Source organism: Amycolatopsis sp. NPDC059657 (assembly GCF_042734395.1).
Lineage (GTDB): Bacteria > Actinomycetota > Actinomycetes > Mycobacteriales > Pseudonocardiaceae > Amycolatopsis.
In genome coordinates, this window is record NZ_JBHWEB010000196.1 from 4529 (window position 1) to 11212 (window position 6684).

Sequence of the window (6684 nt, forward strand, 5' to 3'; positions counted from 1 at the left end):
GCGCCTGCGTATAAACCCCCAACACACCAATACACATCCCCCGGGGTCGCCCCCCCCGCGCGCCTTTGCCCTCATTAGTCCAAAAATTACCCCCACATTCGGCGTGGGGCGCCCCCGGAGCGGCCCCCCCACACTTGTCAAGCGCTGCTTGGCTTGATCACCAGCCGGATTCCACCGATGCTTCGGCCATCAGAAGGAAGGTACGGCGACGCGTGCCGCGCCGCCGCCGCGGCGCACGGGTTCGGCCACCGCGTGCCAGCGTCCGTCGGGCAGCAGCTCGATCGCCGTGGCCGCACCGATCTCCGGTGTGGAGCTGAACTGGTGCCCCAGCCGTTCGAGCTCAGCGCGCTCGGGGGAGGCCAGGAATGCGGGTTCGGCGGGTGTCACCGCCGAATTGCGCTGGGACACCCGCGGTGCCGCGATCGCCTCCAGCAGCGATTTCCCCCGGTCCAGGCGCTGCGTGAGCAGCTGGGTGACCGTGGTGATGATCGTCGCTCCGCCGGGCGAGCCCGCGGCGAGCAGTACCTTGCCGCGGTTGAGCACGATGACCGGTGACATCGCCGATCGAGGACGCTTGCCCGCGGCGGGCAGGTTCGGGTCACCCGGCACCGTCGGCGTGAACGAGAAGTCGGTGAGCTCGTTGTTGAGCAGGAACCCTCGACCGGGAACCACCACTCCGTTGCCGCCCTCGGCTTCGATCGTGGAGGTGTACGAGACGACGTTGCCCCAGCGATCCGACACGACGAGGTGGGTGGTGCGCTCCTCCTCCGCCGAGGGGAGCACCTGATCACCCGTCGTGGCGCACGGCTTGGGATCGCGAGGGCTTCCCGGTGAAACAGGGGCGGGCAGCGCCTTGGTGGCGCTCACGAGGCAGGCACGGCTGTCCGCGAACCGCTGAGAAGCCAGTTCCCGCGCGGGAACGTCGATGAACGCCGGATCACCGACCCACTGGCTGCGATCGGCGAACGCGAGCTTGGTGGCTTCCATGAACCGGTGCAGGTACTGGGTTTCCGATGCCTTGCGCAAGTCCGTGTTCTCGACAATGTTCAACACCTCGCCCGTCGTGGCGCCGCCCGAGGGTGAAGCGGTGCTGTAGATGTCGAGGCCCCGGTACCGGATCTGGGTGGCTTCGGGTGCGGTGGTGCGGTAGTTCCGCAGGTCCGAGACGGTCATCCCGCCGGGACGTGCCGCCCGCTTCGATTCCGGAGCCAGTGGCGGATGCTGTACCGCTTGGACGAGGTCATGTCCGATGGCACCACCGTAGAGCGAGGCGAGGTTCGTCCGCGCCAGTTCACCCAAGGTGTCGGCGAGCTCGGGGTTACGGAACGTGCTGCCCACCGCGGGCGCATTGCCTCCTGGCAGGTAGAGGTCGCGGCTGGAGGTGAAGTCGGCGAAGCGCGCGGCGTTCTGCGTGATCTGGCGGTTGAAGGTCTCGTCGACCACGAAACCACGCCGTGCCAGCATTTCGGCCGGGCGCAGTGCGCCGCTGAGGCTGAGTGTTCCCCACCGGCGCAGTGCTGTCTGCCAGGTCGCGGGATTGCCCGGCACGCCGACAGCGAGGCCACTGGTCCTGGCATCGTCGAACGGCATCGCGGCGCCGTTTTCCACGAAGAGGTCCGGGTTCGCCGCCGCGGGCGCCGTCTCCCGTCCGTCGATGGTGTGGACACGCCCGGTCAGCGCGTCGTAGTAGAGCAGGAAGCCGCCACCGCCGATGCCGGTGGAGAACGGGTCGGTCACACCGAGAGCGGCCGCGGTCGCCACGGCCGCGTCGACGGCGTTGCCACCGCGGCGCAGGACCTCGACACCGGCAGCCGTCGCGTCAGGGTCCACACTGGACACACCACCTCCCCAGCCGGTCTGTTCCGCCGGCCGCGGTGGTGCCTTGGTCGCCTGCGCCTCGGTCGAGCAGGTCAGCACGAGACCGAGTGTCAGTACGATCCGGCAGAGTGCACCGGCCTTGGTCATCTGGTTCAACCTTTCAGCAAAGCGGCTGAGCGCTCGAGCGCTGATCGGAAGGAGTGGTGTTGTCCCTGACGTGACCAGAGTGAGCGGCTGATCACCGGGTCACCGAATCCTCGCCACCGGCACTTGAGCCACCGCAACGGAAAACGCACAGTGGTGCGGATCGCGACCGCCATCGGGGACCACCGCGAACAGCACCTCTGCTGTCCAGCGGACGGTCGCGACGCGCGAAGCCTAATGAGGTCGGCGTGGCCGGGCAATGCGCGGATCGATGGACTTCTTCGGGCAAATCCGGACTGAGCACCAGACCGGCTCCGCGGCGACCCGGTGCGGTCACCTCGCTCAGTTCTCTTCGGCGGTGGTGCCTTATGCTCACCGCTGGTAACCGGCTGCCTCAACGTGACTGATGAGTGGATGTGGCCCTTGTCGCAGAATCCTGAGTGGACCGTGTCCGCGCCGATCTGGTCGTCGCGCATGTCGCTGGCGCGGATGGACAACAAGTGGACCGCGCTGGTGGTGATCGCACTCGGCCGTGGCAACCTGCGCTTCGGTGACCTCCGGGCGGCGGTCGAGGGGATCAGCGCGAAGGTGCTCACCGAGACACTGCGCGACCTGGAGCGAGACGGACTCGTCGCCCGGCACGTGTATGCCGAGATGCCGCCCAGGGTGGAATACGAGCTGACAGCGCTCGGCGGCACGCTCCACGCGCCGATGCTGGCGCTGGGGCAGTGGGCGGAGGATCACGCCGCGGAGGTGCTGGTGGCACGCGAGGCGTACGACGCCGCCCGTTGATCCGCCTGACCGCGGACCCGGCACTTTTCCCGGAGGCCGCTGAAATGGCGTGGCCCGGCCGAGGCGATCCGTCCCGGACGGGCCACGAATACGTGCTCCGTCAGCTCACTCCTTACACGGCTTGTCCAGCGCCTCGTGCATAGTGCCCGAAATGGTGTAGCGGTAGCACCAGTCCCTGTTGGCGGCCAGATATTCGTTGTGCCATACGACCTCTCCGAGTCCCGAGCCGCGTTCAAGTGAAGCCGCAAGGTGGTCGGTCTGGGCGGGCCACTTGAAAGTCCCAACGCTCCTCACAGGGACGAGGTCACAGCCGATCGAGATCTGTTTGTTGTTCTTGTCGCGCGCCTCGACGCACCATTTCACCGTATCTGGGTACTTGTTGCTGAGCCGGGCGAAGTGTCCGCCCGTCGCGGCGGCGGGGGACGGCAGCACCAGTTGAGACGCGGTTAAGGCGACCATCGCGGCTGCGGTACCGGACAGCAAAGACTTTAAACGCATTAAAACTACCTTTGTTGAAGGTTGGTAAGATCTGACACGCAATCTTGTGCTGTCCGTCAAGGTAATTGCAACAATGGTGGTGAAGTTCCCGATTCGGCGGGGGAATCATCGCGAAATTCGGAGGGAAAGCGACGTTCTCGCCGGGCTCCTAAATTGCCGTGGGCCGGCCGTGATGGTCCGTTACGGGCGTTTCGCGAAGAAACTTCCTTGGTTTAGCTGAAGGTCACCCGTCGCACGTGAGTTCGCCGGACCAGGCGCGGCGTCCTTCGTTGACTGCGAAGAGCGCGATGACCAGTCCTGCCACCGCGTCCAGCCAGGTCCAGCCGAGTAGCGCGTAGGCCACCAAGCCGAGGAACGTGGTCACGCTCAGCGAGACGCAGAGTCGTGTTTCGGCCGCGTCGGCAACGACCAGTCGCGAGTTCATCGCCAATCCGGTTCGGCGTTTCGCGGAAGCGAGAAAGGACATGGTCACGATGGAGACCCCGGTCAGCACGATGCCGACCAACGACTTCTCCGGCTTGGCCCCGGTGACGATCTCCCGGACGCTCTCGAAGAGAATGAAGGCGCCCAGCGCGAAGAACGTGAGCGCCACGAATCGCAGCGCGCGGTACTCCTTGCGTTCGTCGACGGCGCCGGTCCGGATCGCGGCGCGAAGCCGGATCGCGATCAGCAGCGCGGCGACGATCTCGACGCCCGAGTCGACACCGAAGCCGACCAGCGCCACTGATGCCGCGGCCAGACCGGCGCCGATCGCGATAATGCCTTCCACCACGTTGTAGGCGATCGTGACGTACTGCAGCACCAAGGCCCGTCGCGCGGCATCGCCGCGTACATCCGGCATCGCCTTGGGTTGTTCCACGGTTGCTCCTCAACGCACGATCTCGGGTGTCGGCCTGCGACTGGCGTGATCACCGGCGGGCGTGATCATAGCGATGGTCGACAGCGGGACGCTTCTGCTGTGCCAGTCGAGTGACGCCCGGCGATCGCCGCGCGGCCGCGAGGAGACCAGCGTTTGAGCGCGAACCGTGCCGATCGCCAACACCGATGTCCACTGTGGTCGCCGAGGCCTTCGAAGAGCCGGGTTGCCAGCCCGCTGGATAGGGTGGCGCAATCGGATTTCGGCGGGCGCTGTGAGCTGACTGACCCCATTGTGTTGACGCTACCGTGAATGTGACGTGACCATGCCAGCCGAAAGGAACCCCGGCCATGCGTAAGCGTGCTTGTGGCGCAGCCCTTGGTGCTTTGCTCGCAGCGGTGACGCTGCTCGCGCCGATGGCCGGCGGCGCGTCCGCCGCGACCGGCGCCGCGAAGAAGATCGACTTTTCCGGCACCGTCGACCTGGGTGGCTGCTCTGGCTCACTCGTCAAGCTCGCGGGTGCCCCCACCGCCGGGCCAGCGCTGATGCTCACCAACGGCCACTGCTACGAGGGCGGCTTCCCCCAGCCCGGCGAGGTGCTGGTCGACAAGCCATCCACCCTCGACTTCAGTCTGCTGGCGCCGGACGGCCAGAAGAAGGCCACGCTGCACGCCACCAAGGTCTCGTACGCCACGATGACCGACACTGACATCACTTTGTACGAACTCTCCGTCAGCTACGACCGGATCAAGTACAGGTACGGCATCAGCCCGCTGGAGATCTCGCCGACCCCTCCGGCGGCGGGTACCGCCGTCAAGGTGGTCGCCGGGGCCTTGAAGACGATCTACAGCTGCGACATCGACGCGATCGTCCACCGTCTCAAGGAGGGCGAGTGGATCACCAAGGACTCGATTCGCCTCACCTCTGCTTGCGACACCGTCGGTGGCACTTCTGGCGCGCCCATCGAGGACGTGGCCACCGGCAAGCTCATCGGTATCAACAACACCGGTAACGACAACGGTGAGCGGTGCACCGAGGGCAACCCGTGCGAGATCGACGAGTCGGGTGCGGTCACCGTCCGCAAGGGCGGCAAGTACGGCCAGCAGACGTACCAGCTCGCCGGCTGCATGACCGGCAGCGCCATCAACCTCGAACTCCCCGGTTGCCTGCTTCCCAAGCCGGCAGGCTGAGGCCGGCGAACCGAGTCGTGAGTGTTGCGGACGGTTCTAACCGTCGGCAACACTCACGAACCCACTCAGTGCAGGTCGACGTGGGCGAGCCACTGCGCGGCGGTCCGGGGGGTGATGCCGAGCAGTTTCTGGGCGGAGAGTTCGGGGTCGATCGAGCGGCCCTCGAGTGTGGCCATGGCTTCGTAGCTTCGCGCGACCTCGGCGGCGGGGAGTTCGCCGAGCAGAGGGGCGAGCGAGGTGCGGAACTCGTCAGGGGTGATGGCTTGGTAGGCCACGTTTCGTCCCAGCCGGGAGCCGAAGGCCTCGGCCAGCTCCGGTCCCGTGATGGCCGGGTACTGCCCGACGGAGACGATGCCGGAGATGTCCGGGCGATCGAACAGGGCGAGCGCGACGTCGGCGATGTCCACATGGGACGCCCAGGAGACGGCGAAGTCCGCGGGGAGTGGGTAACCCAGCACGCCTCGGTCGCGAGCCGGTCCGATGACGTGCGGCATCAGCAGGTTCTCCAAGTACAGTTCAGGCGCGATCACCGCATGCGACACGCCGCTGTCCGCCAGCCCGTCGACGAGGATCGAGACAGCGCTCTGCGGGGTGTCGAGAGCGAAACCGCTGGTGGAGAACACCACGCGGGCCGGCCGGGCGGTGGCGACGGCGGTGACGATGTTGCGCGCGTAGACGCGGCGGTCCTCTTCGGCGGCCGCCGGGAGATGAACGAACACGCCGTCGGCGCCGCGGTAGGCCTCGCTCAGTTCCACTGAGGAGGAATAGCCCGCCGTCACGGCCCGCGCGCCGGGCACTACCGCTTCGGCGGTGCGCGTCACGGCGGTCACGGGCTTGCCCGCGGAGATGAGAGCCGTGACGACAGGGGAGCCTTGGGCGCCGGTGGCGCCGTGGATTATGTAGGTCATATCTCATTAGTGCACGAGGTGCATCGGTTACATCAACTGCACTAATAGGGATACAGTCGGAATGTGACGAATCCCTGCCTTCCGGACTGCGGCGTCGCCCGGTTCCTCACGCTGCTGAACGGCCCGTGGGCCACGCTCATCGTGCGCGAGCTCTTGCCCGGTCCCCGCCGCTTCACCGAACTGCGCGACGCTTTGCCGGGTATCAGCCCGCATACTCTGACCAGCCGCCTGCGCCAGTTCGAGACATACGGCATCGTAACCCGCACCGCCTACCCCGAAATCCCGCCACGCGTCGAGTACCGCCTCACTCCTGTTGGTGAAGGACTACGCGAAGTCCTGGAAGCCATGGGCGCCTGGGCTATGACGATCCAGGAGCCTGTCTCAGCCTGGATCCGCCGAGGATCTTGGTGAGTTGATCGTGTCGTGGACGCGCAGATGCCCTCTGACTTGGGATGATTGTTCTTGCGAAGGAAACAAT

The 6684-nt window shown here is 66.4% G+C and carries 7 protein-coding genes; 3 read left to right on the forward strand and 4 right to left on the reverse strand.

All coding sequences use genetic code 11. The annotated features are described in order from the left end of the window. Window positions 1-189: 189 nt before the first annotated feature. Window positions 190-1965, reverse strand: a complete 1776-nt coding sequence (gene ggt, locus ACFV15_RS46240; RefSeq protein WP_378359626.1) for a gamma-glutamyltransferase — start codon at window positions 1963-1965, stop codon at window positions 190-192. A 411-nt stretch (window positions 1966-2376) separates the two neighbouring features. Between ggt and ACFV15_RS46245 the strand changes: the two genes are divergently transcribed. Beyond that, window positions 2377-2754 (forward strand): winged helix-turn-helix transcriptional regulator, encoded by a 378-nt coding sequence (locus ACFV15_RS46245; RefSeq protein ID WP_378359638.1) that lies wholly within the window; start codon window positions 2377-2379, stop codon window positions 2752-2754. A gap of 105 nt (window positions 2755-2859) precedes the next feature. Here the strand turns inward: ACFV15_RS46245 and ACFV15_RS46250 are convergent, their stop codons facing one another. Both ACFV15_RS46250 and ACFV15_RS46255 read right to left on the reverse strand, forming a co-directional pair. Then, window positions 2860-3252: a hypothetical protein gene (locus tag ACFV15_RS46250; protein WP_378359628.1), complete on the reverse strand. Its 393-nt coding sequence runs from the start codon at window positions 3250-3252 to the stop codon at window positions 2860-2862. Between the two features lie 223 nt (window positions 3253-3475). Beyond that, the gene (locus ACFV15_RS46255) at window positions 3476-4111 is read right to left on the reverse strand and encodes a cation diffusion facilitator family transporter (RefSeq protein WP_378359630.1); all 636 of its coding nucleotides are present in this window, start codon (window positions 4109-4111) and stop codon (window positions 3476-3478) included. A gap of 347 nt (window positions 4112-4458) precedes the next feature. On the opposite strand from ACFV15_RS46255, the gene ACFV15_RS46260 reads away from it, so the two are divergent. Then, entirely contained in the window at window positions 4459-5298 is an 840-nt protein-coding gene (locus ACFV15_RS46260) for a serine protease (protein ID WP_378359632.1), read from the forward strand. A 65-nt stretch (window positions 5299-5363) separates the two neighbouring features. Here the strand turns inward: ACFV15_RS46260 and ACFV15_RS46265 are convergent, their stop codons facing one another. Continuing rightward, entirely contained in the window at window positions 5364-6206 is an 843-nt protein-coding gene (locus tag ACFV15_RS46265; RefSeq protein WP_378359634.1) for an SDR family oxidoreductase, read from the reverse strand. A gap of 63 nt (window positions 6207-6269) precedes the next feature. On the opposite strand from ACFV15_RS46265, the gene ACFV15_RS46270 reads away from it, so the two are divergent. Next, window positions 6270-6617 carry a winged helix-turn-helix transcriptional regulator gene (locus ACFV15_RS46270; protein ID WP_378359636.1) on the forward strand — a complete coding sequence of 116 codons (348 nt, stop codon included), beginning with the start codon at window positions 6270-6272 and terminating at the stop codon, window positions 6615-6617. Window positions 6618-6684 lie beyond the last annotated feature (67 nt).